This is a genomic window from Streptomyces kronopolitis (assembly GCF_014646275.1).
GTDB classification, from domain to species: Bacteria; Actinomycetota; Actinomycetes; order Streptomycetales; family Streptomycetaceae; genus Streptomyces; species Streptomyces kronopolitis.
In genome coordinates this window covers 141,994-164,023 of record NZ_BMND01000007.1, presented here as the reverse complement: position 1 = coordinate 164,023, position 22,030 = coordinate 141,994, and the positions used below count along the sequence as shown (strand labels likewise).

The window sequence follows — 22,030 nt, the reverse complement described above, 5'->3', positions numbered from 1 at the left end:
ATGACCTCGAAGATCAAGCCCTCGCAGGGCTCCCCGTACGCACGGATCATGGGCGTGGGCGGCTACCGCCCGACCCGTGTGGTGCCCAACGAGGAGATCCTCAAGCACATCGAGTCGTCCGACGAGTGGATCCGCTCGCGGTCCGGGATCGCGACCCGCCACTGGGCGGGTCCCGAGGAGACCGTCGCGACCATGTCGGTCGAGGCGTCCGGCAAGGCGATCGCCGACGCCGGCATCACGCCCGAGCAGATCGGCGCCGTGATCGTCTCCACGGTCTCGCACTTCAAGCAGACCCCGGCGATCGCGACCGAGATCGCGCACCGTATCGGCGCCGGCAAGCCGGCCGCGTTCGACATCTCGGCGGGCTGCGCCGGCTTCGGCTACGGACTGACCCTGGCCAAGGGCCTGGTGACCGAGGGCTCGGCGGAGTACGTCCTGGTCATCGGCGTGGAGCGGCTCTCGGACCTGACCGATCTGGAGGACCGTGCGACGGCCTTCCTGTTCGGTGACGGCGCCGGCGCGGTGATCGTCGGCCCGGCCAAGGAGCCGGCCATCGGCCCGACGGTCTGGGGCTCGGAGGGCGACAAGGCCGAGACCATCAAGCAGACCCTCGGCTGGGACGTCTACCGCTCCACCCCGGTACCGGGAGGCGACGCCCCCGAGGGCCGCCCGGCCCCGGAGGAGATCCGCTACCCCGCCATCACCCAGGAGGGCCAGGCGGTCTTCCGGTGGGCGGTGTTCGAGATGGCGAAGGTCGCCCAGCAGGCGCTGGACGTCGCCGGCGTCAGCCCGGACGACCTGGACGTCTTCATTCCGCACCAGGCCAACATGCGGATCATCGACTCGATGGTGAAGACTCTGAAGCTGCCGGAGAGCGTGACGGTCGCCCGCGACGTGGAGACCACCGGCAACACCTCGGCCGCCTCCATCCCGCTCGCCATGGAGCGGCTGTTGGCGACCGGTCAGGCCAAGAGCGGCGACACCGCGCTGGTCATCGGCTTCGGGGCGGGTCTCGTCTACGCCGCGACGGTCGTTACCCTCCCCTAGGCAAGATCTGCGCAACGCCGGATGTCCTCGGATGTACCGGTCGTCGCAAGGATCTTCACCGCAAGTAACCCAGTTTCCTCACAAAATGACCGAAGGAGCGCCATCATGGCCGCCACTCAGGAAGAGATCGTCGCCGGTCTCGCCGAGATCGTGAACGAGATCGCCGGGATCCCCACCGAGGACGTCCAGGTGGACAAGTCCTTCACCGACGACCTGGACGTCGACTCGCTGTCCATGGTCGAGGTCGTCGTCGCCGCTGAAGAGCGCTTCGACGTGAAGATCCCGGACGACGACGTCAAGAACCTCAAGACGGTCGGCGACGCGACCGACTACATCCTCAAGCACCAGAGCTGATCCAGCTCCCGCGCATGTCGCCACCCCGCGGTGGCGCCGTCGATTCAGACCCCTCTACCCGTGGAGTAAGAATTCCCGTGAACGCGACCAATCGCACCGTGGTCGTCACCGGTATCGGCGCAACCACACCGCTGGGTGGCGACAGCGCTTCGACCTGGGAGGCCATGCTCGCCGGACAGTCCGGCGTCAGCAGCCTCGACCAGGACTGGGCGGCCGACCTTCCCGTCCGGATCGCCGCACAGGCGGCCGTGGACCCGTCGGAGGTCCTCCCCCGGGCGCAGGCCCGCAAGCTGGACCGCTCGGCGCAGTTCGCGCTGATCGCGGCCCGTGAGGCCTGGGCGGACGCCGGTTTCACCGCCAAGGCCGGCGAGGACACCTCGGTGGACCCCGACCGCCTCGGCACCGTCATCGCCTCCGGCATCGGCGGCGTGACCACCCTGCTCGGCCAGTACGACGTGCTCAAGGAGAAGGGCGTCCGCCGCGTCTCCCCGCACACCGTGCCGATGCTGATGCCCAACGGCCCGTCCGCCAACGTCGGCCTGGACGTGAACGCCCGCGCCGGTGTGCACACCCCGGTCAGCGCCTGCGCGTCCGGCTCCGAGGCCATCGGCTACGCCATCGAGATGATCCGTACGGGCCGTGCCGACATCGTCGTCGCGGGCGGCACGGAGGCGGCCATCCACCCGCTGCCGATCGTGGCCTTCGGCAACATGATGGCGATGTCGAAGTCCAACGACGACCCGCAAGGCGCCTCCCGGCCCTTCGACACCGCGCGCAACGGCTTCGTCATGGGCGAGGGCGCCGGCGTCATCGTCCTGGAGTCGGCCGAGCACGCCGCCAAGCGCGGCGCCCGGGTCTACGCCGAGGCCGTCGGCCAGGGCATCTCCGCCGACAGCCACGACATCGTGCAGCCCGAGCCGTCCGGCAACGGCATCGCGCACGCGCTGCAGAACCTCCTCCAGGCCACCGACCTCGACCCGGCGGAGGTCGTGCACGTCAACGCGCACGCCACTTCCACGCCGCAGGGCGACCTGGCCGAACTGAAGGCGCTGCGCAAGGTCTTCGGCGACGACGTCGACCACATGGCGGTCTCCGCCACGAAGTCGATGACCGGCCACCTCCTGGGCGGCGCGGGCGGTATCGAGACGGTTGCCTCGATCCTCGCGCTGTACCACCGGGTGGCTCCGCCGACGATCAACCTCGACGAGCTCGACCCGGAGGTCGACGGGGACATCGTCCGCGGCGAGCCCCGCAAGCTGCGGGCCGAGGGCCGGATCGCGGCCCTGAACGACTCGTTCGGCTTCGGCGGCCACAACGTGGTCCTGGCCTTCCGCTCCGTCTGAGGCACCCTCAGCACCCGTAGCGGGCCCGCCCGGTGAGCAATCACCGGGCGGGCCCGTCGCGGTTTCTCCGCCGTCTTCTCGGCCGCCTTCTCAGCCGTCTTCTCAGTCGTCGAAGCCGGCGTAGTAGGCGGCCGAGGCGTCCTTGTCGCCGTGGCCCTGCTGCTCGGCGCGGCGCAGGCGCTCCGCGGCCGCCGCCAGCAGGTCCACGTGGACGCCGGCGTCCCGGGCGGCCTCGGTGATGAGCCGGGCGTCCTTGCGGGCTGCGGAGACGGTGAAGCTCGCGGGGTAGTTCTCGGACAGGATCAACTCGGATTTCAGCCGCAGGTACGGCAGATCGAGCGCCCCGCCGGCGACCGCGGCGAGGAAGTCGCGCGGGTCCACCCCGAGCCCCTTGGCGAGCGCCAGAGACTCACCCGTACCGCTGATGACCGTGAGCACCCAGGTGTTGACGACGAGCTTGAGGCGGCTCGCCGCGCCGTCGGCGGCGTCCTCGCCGACCCACCGGGTGCTGCTCCCGACGATGCCGAAGATCCGCTCGGCGCGCTCGCGCACGTCCTGCGGTCCGGCCGCCAGGATCGTCAACTCCCCCTTCTCCGCGGGATCCTTGGTGCCCAGTACGGGAGCGTCCACGAACCGCAGCCCGTGTTCCGCGGCGAACCCGGCGAGCGGGGCGAGCCCTTCGGTTCCCACCGTGCCCATCTGGAGCCACAGCGCACCGGACGGCAGCGCGGGGGCGGCCTGCCGCAGCGCGTCGAGGGCCGCTGGCCCGTCGAGCAGCATCGTGAGGACCGCGTCGGCGCCGTCCACGGCCTCGGCGGGGGTGTCGGTGACGCGGACCCCATCGGCGGCCAGCGGTTCGGCCCGGGCGCGGGTGCGGTTCCAGGCGCGGACGTCCAGACCGGCCCGGGCGAGGTTGCGGGCCATCGCCGCGCCCATGATTCCGGTGCCGAGCACCGCCACGGAGCGGATGTCGGAAGCGTTGTTGTCAGCCATGCCGGCACGCTAGGGCGTGGAGTGCACTCCAAGGCAAAGGCCGGCGCGTGTCGGGCGACACCCGGCGGTGCGCCGGGCGGACCGGGCCCGCGAGAGACCCTGGGACACGCCCTAGACGACCTGGTGCAGCCAGCGGACCGGGGCGCCCTCGCCGGCGTACCGGAACGGCTCCAGTTCGTCGTCCCAGGGCTTGCCGAGGAGCTTGTCGACCTCGGCGGCCAGCTCCGTCTCGCCGCGCGCGGCGCGGGCGACCGCGGCGCGCAGCCGGTCCTCGGGGATCAGGATGTCGCCGTGGATGCCCGTGACAGCATGGAAGATGCCCAGGTCGGGGGTGGAGCTGTAGCGCTCGCCCTCGGCGCCGGGGCAGGGCTCGGCGGTCACCTCGAAGCGCAGCAGATGCCAGCCGCGCAGCGCCGAGGCCAGCTTGGAGGCCGTGCCGGCCTCGCCCTGCCACGAGAACTCGGCTCTCCAGGTGCCCGGGGACGCCGGCTGGCGGATCCAGTCGAGATTGACGCGCACGCCGAGGACGCCCGCCACGGCCCATTCAACGTGCGGGCACAGTGCGCGCGGAGCGGAGTGGACGTACAGAACTCCACGTGTCGTCACCGGGACCTCCAGTGCGGTTCGAGGTTCGCCTTCCCCAGCGGCCTCGTGCCCGTTCCGGTTGCGGCCGGGACAGTTGTCATTCTGCCCCAGTGGTCACTTCGGCACCAGCGTGCTGGTGACCTACAGTAAACACCATTAGGCGGAATTTGCCGCAAATGGGACAGGAAATGACGTGATGTAATTTGTCTGTGCCGACTGCACTTGCCACGTTGGGTCACCGCCCGGCAGGCACGGGGCAAAGCTACCGCGCGGCGCCGGTCGGGTGGTGACGTACCGTCGGTACCCGAAGAGATATCACTCGCACGCCGGAGGGGACAGGGGATGACGCAGATCAATCGGCCCTTGCGCCCCCGCCGTCACTCCCTTTGCCGGTTCCCCTCACGTACCGTCGCCGCGGCCTCCGCGCTCCTGCTCGCCCTCACCGGCTGTAGCGCCGACGGCTCGGGGGCACACTCCGGCGCGTCGGGCAAGCGGCACGGCAGGCACGCACCCGTCTGGCGCACCGACCCCGGCTCGATCGCGGCGCTCGGCGACTCCATCACCGCCGGCTTCGACGCCTGTACGGTGCTCGCCGACTGCCCCCGGGTCTCCTGGGCCACCGGCACCGACCCCGCGGTCGACAGCCTCGCCCGGCGGCTGGTCGACCGGCCCGCCACCCACAGCTGGAACTTCGCCCGGACCGGTGCGCTGATGAGCGACCTGCCCGAGCAGGTCGCCTCGGCCGTCCGCCGCAAGCCCGAGCTGGTCACGGTCCTGATCGGCGCCAATGACGCCTGCCGCGTCAACGAGGCGGCGATGACGCCCGAGTTCCGCTTCCGGGACGACTTCGAGCGGTCCATGCGGCAGCTGCGGCGCGCCCTGCCGCACACCCAGGTGTATGTCGCGGCGGTGCCGGACCTGCTGCGGCTGTGGTCCGAGGGGCGCAAGAACCCGCTCGGCAAGCAGGTATGGAAGCTGGGCCTGTGCGGGTCGATGCTGCGCGATCCGGACGATCTGACGAAGGCGGCCCAGGACCGGCGGGCGGGCGTGCAGCAGCGGGTGAAGGCGTACAACTCCGCGATGGCGCAGGTGTGCGGCAAGGATCCGCTGTGCCGGTTCGACCCGTCGGTCTTCGACTACCGCTTCACGGGGCGGCAGTTGAGCACCTGGGACTGGTTCCACCCCGGCGCCCGCGGCCAGAAGGAGCTGGCGGCGCTGGCGTACCGGGTGGTCACCCGCCCGGGGCGGTAGCGCCCTCGGGGTGACCGTTCAGCGGGCTGTCGGCCGGTGGGCGACGGTCGGCAGGGGCGTCCGGCGGGCATAGGCTCACGGGCATGACGACGCAGGTCAGCAGGGAACCCTTCGGCGCGCTGGAGGACGGCACGCCCGTCGAGCGCTGGACCCTGGAGTCGGAACCGGGCGGACTGCGGGTACGCGTCCTGACGTACGGCGGGATCATCCAGACCCTCGAGGCTCCGGACCGGGACGGGACCCGGGCACAACTGGCCCTGGGATTCGGGGACCTGGCCGGGTACCTCGCGCACGGCGGGTCGCACTTCGGCGCGCTGGTCGGGCGGTACGCGAACCGGATCGCCGGGGCGGCCTTCCCGCTCGACGGCAGGACGCACCGGCTGGCGGCGAACGACGGGCGGCACAGCCTGCACGGCGGGCCGCGCAACTTCTCCCGGGTGGTGTGGGACGCCCGGCCGGTCGACGGCGGCGTGGAGCTGCACCGCGTCAGCCCGGACGGCGAGGAGGGCTTTCCCGGCGCCCTGGACGTGCGGGTGGCCTACACCCTGGCCCCGGACGGTGCGCTGCACCTCGTCGCGCGGGCCCGGACCGACGCACCGACCGTCGTCAACCTGACCAACCACACCTACCTCCATCTGGGCGGTGCCGGCAGCGGCCCGGCGACCGGCCATGAGCTGCGGCTGGCGGCGTCCCGGTACACGCCCGTCGACGGCACCGGCATCCCGCTGCCCGGCGGGCCCGCGGACGTGGCCGGCACCCGCTTCGACTTCCGGGCGGCGCGGGCGGTGGACGGCGGCTACGACCACAATTTCGTGCTCGACGGCGGGACCGTGGCGGCGCCGCGCACGGTCGCCGAGCTGTCCGACCCGAGGTCGGGCCGGGTGCTGGAGCTGGCCACCACCGAGCCCGGCCTCCAGCTCTACACCGCCGACCACCTCGACGGGACCCTGACCGGCAGCTCGGGGGTCCCCTACGGACCCCGGGCCGGACTCGCCCTGGAAACCCAGCACTTCCCGGACTCCCCCAACCGCCCGGACTTCCCCTCTACCATGCTGCGCCCCGGCGCGTCCTACCGGACGCACACCGTGTACCGCTTCTCGGCGCGTACGCCGGGCGGGGGAGCCCCCTAGGTCGAAGGTCATCCTGTGCGGCGACGCGCGGCGGGGCGCGAGGACGGCACGATGAATGCCGACCGGCGCTCCGGTCCGCTCCTCGTCCGCCGACTGTCCTGGGAGATCCGACACCATGGCCCGCCTCCGTGCTCCTCATCTGCTTCTGTCCGGTGCGGCGTCGGTCGTGCTGGTGGTGGCGGGCTGCTCGCTGCCGGACTACGGTCCGACGAAGACGGCGCAGCGCACGTACTCCGTGGCGGGCACGGTCGGCGCGCTGTCGGCGACCACGCACGGCGGGGACATCGAGATCGTGCCGGTCGACGGCGGCGGCCCGGTCCGGGTGACGGAGAAGTACCGCTACAACGACCGCAAGCCGAGCCCCGCCCACACGGTCAAGGACGGCCGGCTGACGCTGAAGGCCGCGGAGTGCGGCATGGGGCGCCGCTGCGAGGTCGACTACCGCGTACTGCTGCCGCGCACCGCCGCGGTCGATCTGCGCACCAGCGGCGGGGACATCACCCTGCGCGGCACCCGGGGCGCGATCACCGCGGAGACCAGCGGCGGCGACGTCAAGGCCACGGACTGCGCGGCGCGCTCCGTGCGGGCGAAGACCAGCGGCGGCAATGTGGACCTCACGCTGGCCGCCGCGCCCGACGAGGTGTCGGGCCGCACCAGCGGCGGCAATGTCACCATCCGCCTCCCGAAGGGGTCGTACGCGGTCGACGCCTCGACCAGCGGCGGGCACCGCAAGGTCGCCGTGCCGGTGGACGGGCGCTCCGCGCACAAGGTGACGGCGCGCACGAGCGGCGGTGATGTGGCGGTGGTGACCTCATGAGCGACCGGCGGGGACGCGCCAGGTGGGCGGCGCCCCCGCTCCCGGGCCGGTCAGCCGACGGTGACCTCCGCCGTCAGCCAGCGGTCCGCCACGCTGCGCGCCGCCTCGACGAGGTAGACGCCCTTGACCCGTCGCCAGCCGTCGGCCGCCTCGCTCGGCCGCGCGCCGTCTCCGCTCGCCGCGGGGCCTTCCGACTCGGAGTCCCAGACCGCGAAGGCCCGGTCCGGCAGCGGGATCTCGGCCTCCGCGCTCTCCCCCGGGCCGGCCTCGACGACGGCGAAGCCGGCCAGCCAGCGCTCCGGCCGCTCGGGTGCGTCCGGGGCGGCGTCCGCGGTCGGCGCCAGGTAGATCTGGACGACCTCGCGGCCGGGCCGGTCGCCGGCGTTGCGGACCCGTACCCGCACCGAGTCGGGGGTGGTGTCCAGCGACTCGTACTCCCAGTCGGTGTAGCCCAGCCCGTGGCCGAAGGGGTAGGCGGGGGCCGCGTCGGACCGCTGCCAGGCGCGGTAGCCGATGAACACTCCCTCGGAATAGTGAAGTTGACCGCCATCCGGGGTGACGGCGGTGACCGGGGCGTCGGCCAGGCGGGCCGGCCAGGTGGTGGGGAGCCGCCCGCCCGGCTCGTGGGCGCCGAGCAGGACGTCGGCCAGCGCCGCACCGGCCTCCTGGCCGGGGAACCAGCTCAGCAGCACGGCCGGGACCTGCTCGCGCCACGGCAGCTCCACGGGCGAGCCGGCGTTGACGACCACGACGGTGTGCGGGTTGGCGGCGGCGACCCGGGTGACCAGCTCGTCCTGGCGGCCGGGCAGGCGCAGATCCGCGCGGTCGAAGCCCTCGGACTCGACCTCTTCGGTGGTGGCGACGACCACGATCGTGACATCGGCCTCCTCGGCGGCGCGGACCGCCGCCGCGATCCGGGCCTCCGCGTCGGGCCGCGGCGGGTGGTGGCCGAGGGCGAAGCGCAGCCCGTCCAAGCTCTCGCCCGGGTCCGCGCCGCCCGGCACGAACCGCAGGGTGACCTCGACGGGCGCGCCCGCCGGCAGCTCCGCGGTCACCCGCCGCTCGGCGGGGCGCATGAACGCCTCGAAGGGGTCGTCGCTCGCCGGCGCGCACCGGTCGTCGAAGAGGACCGCACCGCCGACGGTCAGCCGCAGTCGGCCGGTGCCGGAGACGGCGAAGGTGTGACTGCCGCCGCACTGCGGGAGGTAGCTGCCGGTCAGCTCGACGGCGTGCAGGGTGTGCCGGGTGACGCCCTTCGGGAAGCGGCCCAGCACCTGCACCTCGCCGTCGGACTGCGCGGCCTCGGCGAGGAGTTGGCCGTCCGCGTCGAGGTAGCGGGCGGACAGCGTGAAGCCGTCGCGGGCGTGGGGCACCCGGGTGCGTGCCTCGGCGCCGGCGGCGTAGGTGACCTCGACGCCCTCGGGCAGTGCGGCGCGCAGCCCCTCCAGCGGGGAGACGACGGCCTCGGGGAAGACGGTCGCGGAGCCGCCGCCGAGCACCCGGGCGTCCTGCGCGGCCGCCCCGATGACCGCGACCCTGCGCAGCCCCGCGCCGTCCAGCGGCAGCGCCCGCCGCGCCCCGGCCACGGGCTCGTTGCGCAGCAGGACGCAGCCGCGCCGGGCGAGGTCGCGGGCCACCTCCCGGCCGTCGATGCCCCCGGGGGCCGCGGACGGGCCCACCGCGGGCGGCACCCCGTCGAGACACCCCGTGCGGGCCGCGAGCAGCAGCACCCGGCGCACCGCGTCGTCCACCTCGGACTCCGCCACCTCACCCGTACGGACGACCTCCGCCAGGGGCGCGCCGTAGACGGTGCGGGGTCCGGGCATCGCCACGTCGAGGCCGCCGCGCAGCGCGCGCACGGTGTCGCGGGCGGCCGTCCAGTCGGAGACGTTGCAGCCGTCGAAACCCCATTCGCCGCGCAGCACGCCCTGCACCAGCGCGCGGTGCTCGGTCATGGTCGTGCCGTTGACCTGGTTGTAGGCGGTCATGACGGCCCAGGGGCGGGCGTTTTCGACGAGGTGCTCGAAGGGCGCGAGATACAGCTCGCGCAGCGGGCGCGGGGCGATCCGGTTGTCGACGGTGAACCGGTCGGTCTCGGCGTCGTTGCCGACGAAGTGCTTGACCGTCGCGGCGACGCCGCCCTCCTGCACCCCGCGGACATATCCGGCGCCGATCACGCCGGTGAGCAGCGGGTCCTCCGAATAGCACTCGAAGTGGCGGCCGCCCAGCGGGGAGCGGTGCAGATTGACGGTCGGCGCCAGGAGGACGTGCACGCCCTTGCGGCGGGCCTCCTGCGCGAGGAGGTGGCCGGCCCGGCGGGCGAGTGCGGGGTCCCAGGTGGCAGCCAGTGCCGTCGGGCCGGGCAGCGCCACGGAGGGGTCGGCGGCGCTCCACTCCCGGCCCCGGACCCCGACCGGGCCGTCCGACATCACCAGCGACCGCAGCCCGATCTCCGGCACTGCCGGCAGGGTCCACATGTCCTGGCCGGACAGCAGGCGGACCTTGGTGTCGAGGTCGAGTGCGGCGAGCGCTCGCTCCACCGCGGCGGCGTGGTCCCGGGCGCGGCCGTCGGCGGGCGGGCCGGCGTCGGCGGTGGCACCGGCGAGCCCGTGGGTCTGGTCATCGGTCATGCGGTTCTCCGGTGTTCCCTGAGTGGTCGTGCGGGCCCCCTTTCCGGATTCTGACCCGCTCACCAGGCACGCGGTAGGGACCGTTACTTTTCCGATACATCAGCCGTACGGGATCTCCACGCGAGGGATACGCTCGGCCGGTGACTGCACGAGACCAGGACGGATCCCGCGACGGCAGACCGGGCGCGCCCCGGACCGGCGGTGGCGGCCGGGAGGCCCGGCGCCTGGAGCGGCGCGAGGCCATCCTGGAGTCCGCGATGGAGCTCATCGCGGAACGCGGCTACCGCCGCACCACGCTGGCCGCCGTCGCCGAGCGGGCCGGACTGACCCAGCAGGGGCTGCTGCACCACTTCCCCACGAAGGAACTGCTGCTGATCGGCGTGCTGGAGGCGCGCGACCGCTGGGACCTGGCCTCGGCCGCCGCGGCGTCCGGCAGCCGCACCGACACGCTCGCCGCCCTCGTCGACTACAACGCCACCCGCCCCGGCATCGTGCGGACCTACACGGTGCTGTCCGCCGACAGCGTCACCGAGGACCACCCCGCCCGCGCCTTCTTCGAATCCCGCTTCCGCTCGGTACGCGCCTCGCTGGCCGAGGCGCTGCGGGCGGAGTGCGGCGACACCCTGCCCGGCGGCCTGACGCCCGAGCGGGCGGCGCCGCTGATGGTCGCCGTACTGGACGGACTCCAGCTGCAATGGCTGCTGGACCCCCAGGAGGTGGACATGCCGTCGGCCTTCCGGGACTTCCTCGCGCTGCTCGGGCGCGGGGAGCAGGAGTCCGGCGAACGGGGTGGGGAGCCGGGGGACGGGGGAGCCGACGGGGCGGGTGGCAAGGGGGGCGATGGGGTGGGCGGCGGGGCCGTGTCGGGCTAAGGAGGGAGCCGGGTCGACGGGACGGGCATGGGACCGCGTTGGACTGAGGACGGAGCCGGGACGACAGGACGGACGGCGGGACCGCGTCGGGCCGAGGACCGAGCCGGGACGCACGGGACCGCGTCGGGCTGAGGACGGAGCCGGGCCGACGGGGGGGGCTCACCGCCTCGTCTCCGTAGTGGCGTCGTACCTAGGGCCTCTACCGCCCCGCCCCGGGCACCGCTTTACTCACCCCATGAGACGCATACGTACCAGGATGGGCGCGCTCGGTGTCGCGCTGCTGGCCGCCGTCCCGCTGTCGCTGGCGGCGCCGGCCCACGCGGCCACCGCGCCGGACACCACCGTCGAGGAGGGCCGGCTGACACAGGCCGCGCCGCAGGAGATCCTCCGGCGCAGCGGATTCGACGCCTGGGCAGGGGAGTTCGGGGCCGGGCTGGCGCGGGCGACGGCGTACGCGCAGGCCCTGCGCTTCACGGAGGACGAGGGGCGGGCGCTGTGGAGGCGGGCCGTGGACCGGGCCCAGGGACGCGGCCCGGACGGCGGCGATCTGAGCCGGGACGACGACCGGCCGCTGTACTGGGCGCGGCTGAGCATGACCAGGCAACTGCGGACGTGGCAGCCGGACTTCCCCCTCAGCGGGGCGCGCCGCGCCGCCCTCCTCGACGCGCTGGAGCGGGGCTCGCGCGGACAGGACTCGATCGATCTGCCGGCCGGACCGCACGTGCGGCGCATCGTGGTGACCGGATTCGACCCCTTCCAGCTGGACGACGACGCACGCCGGAGCAACCCCTCGGGCGCGGCGGCGCTCGCCCTGGACGGGACCACCGTACGGACCGCCTCGGGTGAACCGGCCCGGATCGAGACCGCCGTCTTCCCGGTGCGCTGGGACGACTTCGCGCAGGGCACGGTCGAGCGCACCCTGCTGCCGCACTTCCGCAGTGGGCCGCGGCAGGCCGACCTGTTCACCACCATCAGCCAGGGGCGGCCCGGGCGGTTCGACGTCGAGCGGACCAACGGGGCCTGGCGGGGCGGCTATCCGGACAACGCGCGGGCCTCGCGCACCGAGACCGTGCCGATTCCGGCGGGGGTGCCGACCGTGCGGCCGCAGCCGCAGTGGACGGTCACCAGCCTGCCGTACACCCGGATCGTGGCCGCCGGCACCGGTCCGTATCCGGTGGTCGACCACACCGCCGTCACGGAGATCCCGGCGGGCGCCACCACGCCGGTGGAACGGCCGGACGGGCCGACCGCGGGGTCCACGGCGCGTGCGGGCGGCGGCGGGGACTATCTGTCCAACGAGATCGCCTATCGCGCGACGCTGCTGCGGGACGCGGTGCGGCCGTCGCTGCCGGGCGGGCATCTGCACACCCCGGTCCTGGAGTTCGGCCCCGGCAACACCGATCCCTCCGGCCAGATCACCGACCCGGTGTTCGTCCGCAACCGGGTCGCGATCACCGGGCAGGTGCGGGCGATCCTGACGGTGGCGGCGTCGGAGGGCGCGCGGGGGTAGGCGGAGGGGCGGGCGAGCGAGTGGCCGGTTGACCGTCGGGGGCTGGTTGTCAGTCGAGGGCCGGTTGGCCGTCGGGCCGGTTCTCCACAGGGTGCCAACTGCCCGCCGCGGCACGGTTGTCCACAGCGGGCCGGTTGTCCACAGGCTCGCCCGCCCCGCGCCGGATCCGGGCATCATGGGCGAATGATCATTGCTGCCGCGCAATTCGCCCCCGTGCCGGGCGACATCGACGCCAATGCCGCACGGATGGCCGCGCTCGTCGCCGAGGCCGCCGACCGGGGCGCCGGTCTGGTGACGTTCTCCGAACTCGCCCTGACGCACTACGACCTGCGTCTGATAGCCGCCGACCCGGTGGGGATGACGGTCACGGAGGACGACGCCCGGCTGGCGCCCGTGCGCGAGGCCTGCCGGGCGGCCGGGATCGCGGCGGTGGTGAACGCCGCGGGCCGGGCCCGCGAGGGCGCGGCCGGGCCGACGATCTCCTCATTCGTCCTGGGTCCGGACGGCGCCCTGCTCACGCGGTACGACAAGCTCCATCTGTCCGCCGAGGAGCGGAAGGTCTTCACACCGGGCACCGCGGACGGCCGCTTCTTCCTCGGCGGGATCCGCTTCGCGCTCGCCACCTGCCTGGACAGCAGCTTCCCCGAGGTGCCGGCGCGGGCCGCGGCGGACGGCTGCGGGGTCTATCTCGCCAGCTCCTTCCACGACGCCACCGAGCGCGTGGAGCGGTATGCGGAGCTGGCGCGGGACAGCGGGCTGCAGGTGCTGCTGGCCAACGGCACCGGCCTCGGCAGCTGCGGCCCGGGGTGCGGCCTCAGCGGCGGCTGGCTGCCGAGCGGCGAGCGGGTGGCCGCGGCCGCCGAGTGGCGCGGGCCCGCGGCGGGGATACCGGGCGACGGGGCGGAGCTGGTGCTGAGCGATGCCCGCGACCGCATCACGCTGATGGCGGACCCGGCCGTCGCCGCGATACCCGTCAAGGAGTGCGGTGAGCCGCTGGTGGACATCCGGACGGCGGCGCCCGCGCTGCGGGTGGCCGACGACCGGCACGACGTCCGGGGGCACTTCGCGCATCTGCGGCAGGGGGTGGTGCAACGGCTGCTGGCGGCCCAGGAGTTGCTGCCGGACGGGCTGCGGCTGCGGATCGTCGAGGGCTACCGTCCCCCGGCACTGCAGCGCCGCTACTTCGAGGAGTACGCCGACGAGCTGCGGGCCGCCTTCCCCGACCGGGATCCGCAGCGCCGCCACCAGGACGCCAGCCGCTATGTCTCCCCGCCCGGGATAGCCCCGCACAGCGCGGGCGGCGCGGTGGACCTCACCCTGATCACCGCGGACGGCACGGAGGTCGACATGGGGACACCGATCAACGCCTCCCCCGAGGAGAGCGCCGGCGCCTGCTACACGGGCGCACCGGAACTGACGCCCACCGCCCGCACCCACCGCCGGGTGCTGAGCGCCGCACTGACCGCGGCGGGCCTGGTCAACTACCCGACGGAGTGGTGGCATTGGTCCTACGGCGACCGCTACTGGGCACTGGCGACCGGCGCGGACCACGCGCTGTACGGCCCGAAGGAACTCGCCGGGCGGTGAGGCCGGAGCGGGCCGACCGGCGTCCCACGGGCACCGGCCCGCGCCACGCCGGAGCCAGCCCTGCGTGCTTCCGGCACCGCCCCGCGCCGCGCCGAAATCAGCTCTGCGCCCTTCCGGTGCCGACCTGCACAGCCCTGGTGTATCAGCCCTGTGCCCCTACGGTGCCGCCCCGCACCGCCCTGGTGTCAGCCCTGCGCCGGTGTCTCCGGCACCTCGGCCGTCAGCTCCGCCAGGGTCGGGTAGGAGGGCTGGGCTCCCGGCTTGGTGACGGCGGCGGCACCGACCCGTACGGCGAAGCGCGCCGCCTCGGGCAGGTCGTCGCCGCGGGCCAGGCGGGTGGCGAGGGCGCCGGTGAAGGCGTCACCGGCGCCGGTGGTGTCCACCGCCTTGACCCGCACGCCCGGGATGTCCTCGCTGCCCGAGGCGTCCAGGACCAGCGCGCCGTCGCCGCCGAGGGTGACCACGACGGAGCGGGCGCCCTGTTCGCGCAGCGCCCGCGCCCACTCGGCGGGGCTGCCGTCGGCGTGCCCGGACAGCTGCCGCGCCTCGTGCTCGTTGACCACCAAAGGGTCGGCCACCGCCAGGAGTTCGGGGGCCAGGGCCGCCTCGGGAGCCGGGGAGGGGTTGAGGACGACGCGGGTGCCGGCCCGCTCGGCGGCCGCGGCGGCGGCCACTACCGACTCCATGGGGATCTCCAGCTGGAGGGAGAGCACCGAGGCGGCGGCGATGGTGTCCTGCGCGGCCGCCACGTCCTGCGGGGAGAGGGCGGCATTGGCGCCGGGCGAGACCACGATGCTGTTGTCGCCGTCCGGGTCGACGATGATCATCGCGGTGCCGCTGCGGGCCGCGGCGTCCACGATGACCGGGCCGACATCGGTGCCCGCGGCGCGCTGCGCGGCCAGCAGCATCTCGCCGAAGGCATCGCCGCCGACCCGTGCCAGCAGGGCGGTGCGGCCGCCGATCCGGGCCGCGGCGGCCGCCTGGTTGGCGCCCTTCCCGCCGGCCGATTCGACCAGGTCCGTGCCGCGCACGGTCTCGCCCGCGCCGGGCCGCCGGTCGACCCGCACCGTCAGATCCGCGTTGGCCGAACCGACCACCAGGACGTCATACATGCACCGCTCTCCCACTTCTCGCCGTTCTCCCACTTCTCTTCGCTCTCCCACTTCTGCTCCACTCCCCCGGTTCTTCACCGCTGTAGTGGCCCGCCGCCCGTCACCGGGCAAAGGACGACGGGCCACGGGCCAAGGGCCGCCGGCTCAGCCGCCGAACCGCGCCGCGTTCTTGTCCGTCACCAGCACCACCGGCACCCGGACCGACTGCGGCAGCTTCTCACCGCGGGCCGCCTTGAGCGCCCAGTCCACGGCCTGTTTGCCGAGGAGTTCGGGCTGCTGGGCGACGGTCGCGGTCAGCGTGCCGTTGCCGACCGCCTTGACGCCGTCCGGGGTGCCGTCGAACGCCACCACCTTGACGTCCTTGCCGGAGCGGCCGCCCAGCGCCTTGGACGCGCCGAGCGCCATCTCGTCGTTGGCGGCGAAGACCCCGTCGACGTCGTGGTGCGCCTGCAGCATGTTGGACATCACGTCCATGCCCTTGGTGCGGTCGAAGTCCGCCGGCTGGCGGGCCACGACCTGGATGCCGGGGTACTTCTTGATGCCCTCCTCGAAGCCCTGGCTGCGCTCCCGGGCGGCGGAGGTACCGGCCTGGCCTTCCAGGAAGGCCACCTTGCCCTTGCCGCCCAGCGAGTCGGCCAGCGTCTTCGCGGCGAGCCGGCCGCCCGCGACGTTGTCGGAGGCGATGGTCGAGCCGACCGTGCCGCCGTTGACGCCGCGGTCGATGGAGATCACCGGCACCTTCGCCCGGTTGGCGACGCCGACGGCCGGGACGGCGGCGTCGGAGTCGACCGGGTTGATGATGGCCGCCTTGACGTTCTGGCTGGTGAACGTCTCCATCTGGTTGATCTGCTGGGTGGGGTCGTTCTGGGCGTCGGTGATGTTGATGTGCAGACCCCGGGCGTCCGCCTCGTCCTGTGCGCCCTTCTTGATGCCGACGAAGAACGGGTTGTTCATCGTGGACAGCGCCAGCCCCAGGTCGGTGTTGCCGCCGCGGTCGCAGCCGGTCAGCGCCAGGGCGGCGGTCGCGGCCAGCGCGGCCACCAGCGCCACCGCCGTCCGCTTTCGGGAGCCCGCCCGGGCCGTCGTCCCCGAGGTCCCGGAGCCCCTGCGGGCCGTCGTCCGCGCCGTCATCGCGCGCTCCGGCGGCGCAGCGTGTCCAGGAGCACCGCGAGCGCGATGACCAGGCCGGTGGCCACCTGCTGCCAGAACGCCGAGACGCTCAGCAGGTTGAGGCCGTTGCGCAGGACGGCGAGGATCAGGGCGCCGATGAGGGTGCCGGAGGCCTTGCCGGAGCCGCCGGAGAGGCTGGCCCCGCCGATCACGACGGCGGCGATGGCGTCCAGCTCGTAGCCGGTGGCGGCCTGCGGCTGGGCGGAGGTGAGCCGGGCCGCGAGCACGATGCCGGCGACCGCCGCGAACAGGCCGGACAGTGCGTAGATCACGAGCTTGCGGCGCTTGACGTGGATACCGGAGAGCCGGGCCGCCTCCTCGTTGCCGCCGATCGCGAACATCGCGCGGCCGGAGTACGTACGGGCCAGGATCAGCGCGGCGACCAGCCCCATCGCGATCATGACGAGAACCGGCACCGGCAGCCAGCCGCCGAGAGTGTCGCCGAGCGCGCCCACCGAGCCGGGGAAGGCGATCGGCGAACCGCCGGAGATGACCAGGGCCAGGCCCCGCCCGACCGAGAGCATCGCCAGCGTGGCGATGAAGGCGGGCAGTTTGCCGTAGGCGACCAGCGCCCCGGAGATCAGGCCGGAGACCGCGCCGACCGCCAGGCCCAGCAGCACGGCCAGCCACACCGGCAGGCCCTCCCCGGTGGCCGCCCAGGCCACCACGGTGGCGGAGAGCGCGGCGACCGAGCCGACCGACAGATCGATGCCGGCCGAGACGATCACGAAGGTGACGCCGAACGCGAGGATCGCGGTGACCGACGCCTGGACGCCGACATTGAGCAGGTTCTGGCCGTTGAGGAAGTCCCTGGACAGCACGGCCATCACCACGACCAGGGCGATCAGGCCGCCGAGCGGCCCGTTCCTGAGCACCGCCCGGCTCAGCCACGGCGCCAGGCCGTCCCGCTCCGGTGCCCGTCCCACCGCCTCGGCGGCTGCTCCTGTCTTCACCTCAGTGGACATCGGAGCCCTCCATCGCGCTCTCGTCGTTGTGCTGCGTGCTCTTGGGGTGGTCGGGCGCCTGGAGCGCCAGCTCCATCACGGCGTCCTGGGTGGCCGCCTCGGCCGGCAGCTCACCGGCCAGCCGGCCCTGCGACATCACCAGCACCCGGTCGCTCATCCCGAGCACCTCGGGCAGATCGCTGGAGATCATCAGCACCGCCCGGCCGGACGCCGTCAGTTCGTTGATGAGCTGGTAGATCTCGACCTTGGCGCCGACGTCGATGCCGCGGGTCGGCTCGTCGAGGATCAGCAGCCGGGTGTCCGTCAGCAGCCATTTGCCGATGACGATCTTCTGCTGGTTGCCGCCGGACAGGGTGCGGGCGCTCTGCCCCAGACCGCTCATCCGGACCTTCAACTGCGCGGCGACGGCGGCCGCTTCGCGCCGCTGAGTGCCCCGGTCGACCAGCCCGCCGCGGGTGTCGCGGTCGAGCCGGGCGAGGGTGAGGTTGTCCTGGAGGGACGCGTCGAGGACCAGGCCCTGGCCCTTGCGGTCCTCCGGTACGAGGCCGAGCCCGGCGCGCATCGCGGCGCGCACATCGCCGCGGGCCAGCTCCTTGCCGTCGATCTCGACGGTGCCGGCGTCATAGCGGTCCACCCCGAAGATCGCCCGCACGACCTCGGTACGGCCCGCGCCGACCAGCCCGGCCAGGCCCACGACCTCACCGGCCCGCACCTCGAAGTCGATGCCCTCGAAGACCGGTCCGGCCGCGGCGCCGCGCCGGGTCAGCCCGCGGACCCGCAGCACCGGCGCGCCGGGCTCGTCCGGGCGCTGCCGCGGGTACTGCTCGGCGATGTCGCGGCCCACCATGAGCCGGATCAGCTCGTCCTCGTCGGTGGCGGCCGGCACCTCCCGCACCGAGCGGCCGTCGCGCAGGACGGTGACCCGGTCGCCGAGGATGCCGATCTCGTCGAGGTGGTGGGTGATGAAGATGACGCCGACGCCGCCGTCGCGCAGCTCACGGACGATCTCGAAGAGGGTCTCGACCTCCTCGGAGGTCAGCACCGCGGTCGGCTCGTCCATGATCAGGACGCGGGCGTCCAGGCTGAGCGCCTTGGCGATCTCGACCATCTGGAGGCGGGCGATGCCCAGTTCGCCGACCGGGGTGTCCGGGGACACGTCCAGCCGCACGCGGCGCAGCAGTGCGGCGGCGCGCGTCCGCATCGTCTTCTTGTCGACCAGCCCGAGCCGGTTGCGCGGCTGGCGGCCCAGGAAGATGTTCTCGGCGACGGTCAGCCCGGGGACGAGGTTGAACTCCTGGTAGATGGTGGCGATGCCGAGCCGTTCGGCGTCCTGCGCGGAGCGGATGTGCACCTCGTGCAGGCCCTCGCGGGTGCCGTCCTGGCCGCCGTCGGCGAGGAGCCGGCCCTCGTCGGGGCGGTGGGCGCCGGAGAGCATCTTGATCAGGGTGCTCTTGCCCGCACCGTTCTCGCCGAGCAGGACATGCACCTCACCGGCGCGCAGGGTCAGATCCACGCCGTCCAGCGCGCGCACGCCCGGGAACGACTTCGTCACCCCCTCCACGCACAGCAGTGGGCGGCCGCCCGGTACGTCGTCCTTGACGCCGGTCATGCGCTGCACCTCTCTTCTTCGGATGGGTTGCTCGGGGGGTGGGAATCGTGGACCCGGCGGCGCACCGCCGACCGGGCTCAGGGGGTGGGGGGCTCGCCGCAGGAGCGGCGGGGGACCAGGTGGGCCGGGAGCAGTACCGAGTCGGCGGGCCGGCCCTCGATCCGGGCCAGCAGGGTGTGCACGGCGGCCCGGCCCAGTTCGCGGGTGGGCTGGGCGATGGCGGTCAGCGGCGGATCGGTGTGGGTGAACCACGGCACGTCGTCGTAGACCACCAGCGCCACGTCGTCCGGGACCCGCAGCCCGCGCGCGCGGAGCTCGTCCATCGCGCCCAGCGCCATCAGGTTGTCGGTGGCCAGCACCGCGTCCGGCGGCTCGGGGAGATCGAGGAACGCGCTCATCACCCGCCGGCCGCCGGTGTGCTGGAGGTCGGGGGTGCTGCCCACCCGCTCGTCGGGCAGCGCGAGGCCGTGCGCGGCCAGCGCCGCACGGAACAGCGCGAGGCGCTCCTCACCGGTCGGGGTGCCGGCCGGGGCGACGATGATCGCGGGCCGACGGCGGCCGAGGGCGGCGAGGCGACCGGCGAGTTCGGTGAGGGCTGCGCGACCGTCGGCGCGTACGCAGGGGGCGTCGATGCCGGGCACGGAGCGGTCCAGCAGGACCAGCGGGGTGCCGGAGGCGACGACCTCGCGGAGCATCGCCGAGCCGGTACCGGCCGAGCTGACCAGCAGGCCGTCGATCCGGCGGTCGAGCAGCGTACGGATGTAGTCGTCCTGCTGCGCGGGACGCTCGCCGGCGTTGCCGATGACCAGGCTGTAGCCGAGGCTGCGGGCCTCGTCCTCGACGGCGTCGGCAAGTTCGGTGAAGAACGGGTTGGTCAGATCGCTGATGATCAGCCCGAGCGCGCCGGTCCGTGCGGTGCGCAGCGCGCGGGCGACGTTGTTGGGGCGGTAGCCCAGCTCCTGCACCGCGGCAAGCACCCGCTCACGGGTCTCGGCAACCGGGCTGCGGCCGTTGAGGACCCGGGAGACCGTGGCGACGGACACTCCTGCCCGCTCCGCCACATCCTTGATGTTCGCCATGGCGCCGTTGCCATCCTGTCCGTGCGACCGCCCAGCGGCCCGGGGGCCGACAGCGCAAGATCGGAGGTGTAATCGATTTCTTGGGGAGGTGCGAGGGCCTACGAAATCGATTACATGGCGGGTGCGTCAATACGGGGGTGTTGTTGCCTGCGTCACATGGGGGGTGGTTGTTGGGGTGGGTGGGTGTTGGGGGGCTTGCGTGTCGGGGGTGCTCGTACATGGAGGGTGGGCGTGGGTCGCGGGTGGGCGTTGCATCGCGGGTGCTCGCTTGTCGAGGGTGCGCGTACGTGGCGGGGGCTGCGTGTCGGGGGCATTACGTCGCGGGGGGGCGCCGCGCGTCGCGGGTGCTCGTGTATCGAGGTGCTCGTACGTCGCGGGGGCGCGCTTCGCGGGTGCTTGCGAATCGAGGGCTTCGTACGTCGCGGGCGGGCGGGCGTCGCGGGTCCGCGCTTTGCGAGGGCGCACGTACGTCGAAGATGGCCGCACATCACGGGGTGCCCGCGTATCGAGGGTGGCCGCACATCAAGGGTGCTCGCCTATCGAGGTCTTCCGAGTAGGGACCATCACACAGCGGCGGCACATCAAGCGGTCGCCGGGACCCACATCACGCACTGGTTGAGCACGTCACGCGTTGGCCGGGTACGTCACGCGCTGGTTGGGCACGTCACCCGGTGATCAGGTACATCAGGCGGTCACCAGGCCACCACGCGCCGAGTGGGCACATCACGCGGCGGCCGAGAAAATCACACGGTGGCCGGTCACAACACACGGCACTCGGACACCTCCCGCCGCAGCCGCGCCGGAACGGTCCGGGGCTGCCGCCGGAGATCTACCGAGCCCGGGCACTCCCCCGTTGACCTACCCGCCTCAACGGCGGGCACCGGCCGTGTCCGGACCCTCTGGGGCAACCCGGCTCAGCGGATGAACTGCCCCACACACGCGACGATCGCCACACCCAGGCCCAGCGCGCCGATGATCACCTGCCATCTGTCAGACGGCGCCCACCGGTCGCTCTCCTGCTCCGTGTCCTGATCGTCCATCACTCCTCCTCGCTCCTCCGGACAGGCCCCGGAGACCAGGGCCCCCACCGGCCGGCAGCCGGTGGAGCTGTGGGGAGGAACGTGGCGAAGCCCCGTAAGAATAGCGCGAGTTGACCCCACGTCCACGGAAATCAGGCGCGCACACCAAGGCGCACACCTTGACGGGACCGTAGGACGGCGGACTGCGTGGGTGCCACCCCCGAAATGCACCAGCCGCAGGCCCCGACCGCCTCGACCAAGGCGCCTACGGCGGAGCCAAGGCGCAGTGCAGCGAGACCACGCAACTGCACCAGGGGCCGCCGCCTCCGACGCACGAGCCACCCGCACCCAGGTCACACCCCGGCCGGATCCCACACCGAACGCACAGAGCCGCACCCCGTAACGGGACGCGGCTCCTGCTGCGACAGCACCGACGACGTCAGGCGTCAGGCGTCAGGCGTCAGGCGTCAGATAACAGGTGTCAGACAACAGCCATCAGGCTCAGGCGACGGTCAGCTTGACGTCGATGTTGTCGCGGGTGGCGCGGGAGTACGGGCACACCTGGTGCGCCTTCTCCACGAGGTCCTGGGCGGTGGCCGCGTCGACGTTCGGGATCTTGGCGGTGATCTCGACCGTGAGGCCGAAGCCGCCATCGGGGGTCTTGCCGATCCCGACCGCGGCGGTGACCCGGGAACCGGAGACATCGACGTTCTCCCGGCGGGCGACGACGCTGAGCGCACCCTGGAAGCAGGCGCTGTAGCCGGCCGCGAAGAGCTGCTCCGGGTTGGTGCCGGCGCCACTGCCGCCCTGCTCCTTGGGCGGGTTGACGACCACGTCGAGCTTGCCGTCGTCACTGGCGACGTGGCCGTCACGGCCGTTCTCAGCGGTGGCGACGGCGGTGTAGACGACATCGACGGACTGGATGGACATACCGAATCCTCCTGTGGTTCGCCGCGA

Annotated in this window: 17 protein-coding genes and 1 pseudogene; 9 read left to right on the top strand and 9 right to left on the bottom strand. The window is 73.3% G+C overall.

The genetic code is table 11. The features are described 5' to 3' along the window. From IEY78_RS11300 to IEY78_RS11290, 3 genes are all read left to right on the top strand, one after another. Complete coding sequence (locus IEY78_RS11300) at positions 1 to 1,047, top strand: ketoacyl-ACP synthase III (RefSeq protein ID WP_189097523.1); 1,047 nt, start codon at positions 1 to 3, stop codon at positions 1,045 to 1,047. A 105-nt stretch (positions 1,048 to 1,152) separates the two neighbouring features. Next, positions 1,153 to 1,401: an acyl carrier protein gene (locus IEY78_RS11295; RefSeq protein ID WP_006605825.1), complete on the top strand. Its 249-nt coding sequence runs from the start codon at positions 1,153 to 1,155 to the stop codon at positions 1,399 to 1,401. A 77-nt stretch (positions 1,402 to 1,478) separates the two neighbouring features. Beyond that, the gene (locus IEY78_RS11290) at positions 1,479 to 2,744 is read left to right on the top strand and encodes a beta-ketoacyl-[acyl-carrier-protein] synthase family protein (RefSeq protein ID WP_189097522.1); all 1,266 of its coding nucleotides are present in this window, start codon (positions 1,479 to 1,481) and stop codon (positions 2,742 to 2,744) included. Positions 2,745 to 2,846: 102 nt separating this feature from the next. Here the strand turns inward: IEY78_RS11290 and IEY78_RS11285 are convergent, their stop codons facing one another. Both IEY78_RS11285 and IEY78_RS11280 read right to left on the bottom strand, forming a co-directional pair. After that, positions 2,847 to 3,737, bottom strand: a complete 891-nt coding sequence (locus IEY78_RS11285) for an NAD(P)-dependent oxidoreductase (protein ID WP_189097521.1) — start codon at positions 3,735 to 3,737, stop codon at positions 2,847 to 2,849. 111 nt (positions 3,738 to 3,848) lie between these two features. Further along, positions 3,849 to 4,343 carry a DUF3145 domain-containing protein gene (locus IEY78_RS11280; protein ID WP_189097520.1) on the bottom strand — a complete coding sequence of 165 codons (495 nt, stop codon included), beginning with the start codon at positions 4,341 to 4,343 and terminating at the stop codon, positions 3,849 to 3,851. Positions 4,344 to 4,664: 321 nt separating this feature from the next. Between IEY78_RS11280 and IEY78_RS11275 the strand changes: the two genes are divergently transcribed. The 3 genes from IEY78_RS11275 to IEY78_RS11265 all read left to right on the top strand — a co-directional run bounded on the left by IEY78_RS11275 (position 4,665) and on the right by IEY78_RS11265 (position 7,520). Next, positions 4,665 to 5,573, top strand: a complete 909-nt coding sequence (locus tag IEY78_RS11275; protein WP_189097519.1) for a GDSL-type esterase/lipase family protein — start codon at positions 4,665 to 4,667, stop codon at positions 5,571 to 5,573. A gap of 83 nt (positions 5,574 to 5,656) precedes the next feature. After that, positions 5,657 to 6,703, top strand: coding sequence for an aldose epimerase family protein (locus IEY78_RS11270; RefSeq protein ID WP_189097518.1), 1,047 nt, complete (start codon positions 5,657 to 5,659; stop codon positions 6,701 to 6,703). A 115-nt stretch (positions 6,704 to 6,818) separates the two neighbouring features. Beyond that, positions 6,819 to 7,520: a DUF4097 family beta strand repeat-containing protein gene (locus IEY78_RS11265; protein WP_189097517.1), complete on the top strand. Its 702-nt coding sequence runs from the start codon at positions 6,819 to 6,821 to the stop codon at positions 7,518 to 7,520. A gap of 50 nt (positions 7,521 to 7,570) precedes the next feature. Here the strand turns inward: IEY78_RS11265 and IEY78_RS11260 are convergent, their stop codons facing one another. After that, positions 7,571 to 10,150 (bottom strand): beta-glucosidase family protein, encoded by a 2,580-nt coding sequence (locus tag IEY78_RS11260; protein ID WP_189097516.1) that lies wholly within the window; start codon positions 10,148 to 10,150, stop codon positions 7,571 to 7,573. 140 nt (positions 10,151 to 10,290) lie between these two features. Here IEY78_RS11260 and IEY78_RS11255 point away from each other — a divergent pair, with 140 nt between their 5' ends. The 3 genes from IEY78_RS11255 to IEY78_RS11245 all read left to right on the top strand — a co-directional run bounded on the left by IEY78_RS11255 (position 10,291) and on the right by IEY78_RS11245 (position 14,119). Next, positions 10,291 to 11,022: a TetR/AcrR family transcriptional regulator gene (locus IEY78_RS11255; protein ID WP_189097515.1), complete on the top strand. Its 732-nt coding sequence runs from the start codon at positions 10,291 to 10,293 to the stop codon at positions 11,020 to 11,022. Positions 11,023 to 11,257: 235 nt separating this feature from the next. Continuing rightward, entirely contained in the window at positions 11,258 to 12,532 is a 1,275-nt protein-coding gene (locus tag IEY78_RS11250; RefSeq protein WP_189097514.1) for a PA0049 C-terminal domain-containing protein, read from the top strand. A 183-nt stretch (positions 12,533 to 12,715) separates the two neighbouring features. Continuing rightward, the gene (locus IEY78_RS11245) at positions 12,716 to 14,119 is read left to right on the top strand and encodes a nitrilase-related carbon-nitrogen hydrolase (RefSeq protein ID WP_189097513.1); all 1,404 of its coding nucleotides are present in this window, start codon (positions 12,716 to 12,718) and stop codon (positions 14,117 to 14,119) included. A 185-nt stretch (positions 14,120 to 14,304) separates the two neighbouring features. On the opposite strand, the gene IEY78_RS11240 is transcribed toward IEY78_RS11245, so the two are convergent. From IEY78_RS11240 to IEY78_RS11215, 6 genes and pseudogenes are all read right to left on the bottom strand, one after another. Further along, positions 14,305 to 15,231 (bottom strand): ribokinase, encoded by a 927-nt coding sequence (locus tag IEY78_RS11240; RefSeq protein ID WP_189097512.1) that lies wholly within the window; start codon positions 15,229 to 15,231, stop codon positions 14,305 to 14,307. A 144-nt stretch (positions 15,232 to 15,375) separates the two neighbouring features. Beyond that, positions 15,376 to 17,366, bottom strand: a pseudogene (locus tag IEY78_RS35120) (ABC transporter permease/substrate-binding protein). Continuing rightward, a complete protein-coding gene (locus tag IEY78_RS11225; RefSeq protein ID WP_189097510.1) occupies positions 17,356 to 18,975 on the bottom strand; it encodes a sugar ABC transporter ATP-binding protein in 1,620 nt (539 codons plus the stop codon). Before IEY78_RS11225 ends, IEY78_RS35120 begins: the two are co-directional and overlap by 11 nt. A 77-nt stretch (positions 18,976 to 19,052) precedes the next feature. Continuing rightward, positions 19,053 to 20,054 (bottom strand): LacI family DNA-binding transcriptional regulator, encoded by a 1,002-nt coding sequence (locus IEY78_RS11220; protein ID WP_189097509.1) that lies wholly within the window; start codon positions 20,052 to 20,054, stop codon positions 19,053 to 19,055. 914 nt (positions 20,055 to 20,968) lie between these two features. Then, positions 20,969 to 21,094, bottom strand: a complete 126-nt coding sequence (locus IEY78_RS34815) for a hypothetical protein (protein ID WP_268240263.1) — start codon at positions 21,092 to 21,094, stop codon at positions 20,969 to 20,971. 480 nt (positions 21,095 to 21,574) lie between these two features. Further along, on the bottom strand, positions 21,575 to 22,003 hold the full coding sequence (locus IEY78_RS11215; RefSeq protein ID WP_189097508.1) for an organic hydroperoxide resistance protein: 429 nt from the start codon (positions 22,001 to 22,003) through the stop codon (positions 21,575 to 21,577). Positions 22,004 to 22,030: the final 27 nt, after the last annotated feature.

What these genes read in the sequence shown, in the direction of transcription:
- IEY78_RS11300 (WP_189097523.1), top strand. Translation starts at nt 1, where the DNA reads ATGACCTCGAAGATCAAGCCCTCGCAGGGCTCCCCGTACGCACGGATC.
- IEY78_RS11295 (WP_006605825.1), top strand. Translation starts at nt 1,153, where the DNA reads ATGGCCGCCACTCAGGAAGAGATCGTCGCCGGTCTCGCCGAGATCGTG.
- IEY78_RS11285 (WP_189097521.1), bottom strand. Translation starts at nt 3,737, where the DNA reads ATGGCTGACAACAACGCTTCCGACATCCGCTCCGTGGCGGTGCTCGGC.
- IEY78_RS11275 (WP_189097519.1), top strand. Translation starts at nt 4,665, where the DNA reads ATGACGCAGATCAATCGGCCCTTGCGCCCCCGCCGTCACTCCCTTTGC.
- IEY78_RS11270 (WP_189097518.1), top strand. Translation starts at nt 5,657, where the DNA reads ATGACGACGCAGGTCAGCAGGGAACCCTTCGGCGCGCTGGAGGACGGC.
- IEY78_RS11265 (WP_189097517.1), top strand. Translation starts at nt 6,819, where the DNA reads ATGGCCCGCCTCCGTGCTCCTCATCTGCTTCTGTCCGGTGCGGCGTCG.
- IEY78_RS11260 (WP_189097516.1), bottom strand. Translation starts at nt 10,150, where the DNA reads ATGACCGATGACCAGACCCACGGGCTCGCCGGTGCCACCGCCGACGCC.
- IEY78_RS11250 (WP_189097514.1), top strand. Translation starts at nt 11,258, where the DNA reads ATGAGACGCATACGTACCAGGATGGGCGCGCTCGGTGTCGCGCTGCTG.
- IEY78_RS11245 (WP_189097513.1), top strand. Translation starts at nt 12,716, where the DNA reads ATGATCATTGCTGCCGCGCAATTCGCCCCCGTGCCGGGCGACATCGAC.
- IEY78_RS11240 (WP_189097512.1), bottom strand. Translation starts at nt 15,231, where the DNA reads ATGTATGACGTCCTGGTGGTCGGTTCGGCCAACGCGGATCTGACGGTG.
- IEY78_RS11225 (WP_189097510.1), bottom strand. Translation starts at nt 18,975, where the DNA reads ATGACCGGCGTCAAGGACGACGTACCGGGCGGCCGCCCACTGCTGTGC.
- IEY78_RS11220 (WP_189097509.1), bottom strand. Translation starts at nt 20,054, where the DNA reads ATGGCGAACATCAAGGATGTGGCGGAGCGGGCAGGAGTGTCCGTCGCC.
- IEY78_RS34815 (WP_268240263.1), bottom strand. Translation starts at nt 21,094, where the DNA reads ATGGACGATCAGGACACGGAGCAGGAGAGCGACCGGTGGGCGCCGTCT.
- IEY78_RS11215 (WP_189097508.1), bottom strand. Translation starts at nt 22,003, where the DNA reads ATGTCCATCCAGTCCGTCGATGTCGTCTACACCGCCGTCGCCACCGCT.